Raw genomic sequence first — 1,512 nt, 5'->3', positions numbered from 1 at the left:
CACTAGCCTTGCATGCGTTCATTTTATTTGAATTTATTCAAAAATTTTACTATTAATTTCTTCTTATTTATTTAAAAAAGGAAACACGGTATTAAAATAACCTTGTTCCCTATTTTTTCCTATTAATAATTCCCTAACTTTTTCTCATGCTTTCTATCGTTTTTATTTCGCTGTTTCTTGCCGCTTTCTTTGACCAAAGCTATATTTCCAAAAGAAGGTTTCTCCTTTTCAATTGGAATAGGAATCTTTTGTCTTCCTTTTGATTTTTTCTTTTTTCTTTTTAGCTCAATCAGTAATTTATCGCCAGGTAAGAATAAATATGTTTGTAATATACGAAAGAAAACCCAAGAAGTTTTTGTCGACTTGGTTTGTAGTTTTATGATAAGTGAAACGCCAAATGCAATAAGAGCTAAGAACATTTGATTCCAGATTCCTTGTGGTTTGGTACTCCAAATCTTTGTTAGTTTTAGATGGCCTTTAATCCATTTAAAGAACAGTTCAATGAGCCAACGATTTTTATAGATATCTAGGATTTGTTGATCAGTTAAATCAAAGCGAGTTGTTAAAATTCGATAAACTCTATCCTTTTCGTCCACAAATTCTATGTATCGAACTGGTACATTTGAAACCCCAAAGTTCACTTTGGCATCTCTTTTAACAGATAAACGAGTAGGCTCATATTCTTCTAAAGAATACAGTACCAAGCTTTTTGAAATACGGACAACGAATGAAATGCCCTTCTCTAACCAATTGATTAAATTCTTCTTGGATGGATACCCTCTGTCCATAACGTAAGTGGCATTATCTTCTTCAATGATAAAGTTGGAACTTTCGAAGTCACTCACGGTGCCTGTTGATGGAATAATTTTGTCTGGAAAGACCGTGTCTGGTGAGGCGACAACTAATCGGGTATGCATTTTCACGGCATTATGTCCTTTTGAAATAAAAGCCCAATCACAAAGATTTTCCGGTAATCGAATCTCGGTAGAATCTACGATATTTAACCGTCCTATTCCGTCGGGAATTCCTTTATGTTCGTGTGTTAGCTGCTTAATTTTTCTAACCACTTTTTCAAAGAGTTTTTGGACCCATTCTGTAGGAAGCTCATTGATTCGACGACTTAATTGAGAACCGCTAATGCCTTGAATTCTTATTTCCTCACGTAATTTTGGATAGGCTCTAAGCTTTTCTTCCATGTGACTATAAGAACTCCATTGGTCTAGCTGTGCTGCAACGAAGATTTTTAAAAGTGACTTTGTCGAAAGTTTGTAATTGTCATAATCAATCAATGGACAGTCAAAATCCTCTGTTGGCAGAAGCGATAAGCATTGACAGATGAGCATCTCTCGTCCTATACTTTTATTATTCATTGGAAAAACTCCTTTGTAGAAGACTTGTTTGTTTAGGGAACATAACAAGGTCAACAACTTCTACAATAGGAGTTTTTTTCTTGTGTGTAAATACTTTTTTTTGAAGAAATGCAATTATTTAAAAGTCATGCAAGACTAGTGG

Annotated in this window: 1 protein-coding gene; it reads right to left on the bottom strand. The window is 34.3% G+C overall.

The window, feature by feature from the left end; all coding sequences use genetic code 11:
• Nucleotides 1-122: 122 nt before the first annotated feature.
• The gene (locus tag H0173_RS22095; protein ID WP_221848942.1) at nucleotides 123-1,370 is read right to left on the bottom strand and encodes an IS4 family transposase; all 1,248 of its coding nucleotides are present in this window, start codon (nucleotides 1,368-1,370) and stop codon (nucleotides 123-125) included.
• Nucleotides 1,371-1,512: the final 142 nt, after the last annotated feature.

Source organism: Bacillus sp. S/N-304-OC-R1, assembly GCF_019749375.1.
In the GTDB taxonomy this organism is placed as follows: domain Bacteria; phylum Bacillota; class Bacilli; order Bacillales; family Cytobacillaceae; genus Cytobacillus.
The sequence above is the reverse complement of the archived record's forward strand: the minus strand, read 5'-3'. Positions and strand labels throughout refer to the sequence as shown.

Coding starts and splice junctions, on each gene's coding strand:
- H0173_RS22095 (WP_221848942.1), bottom strand. CDS start 1,370: ATGAATAATAAAAGTATAGGACGAGAGATGCTCATCTGTCAATGCTTA.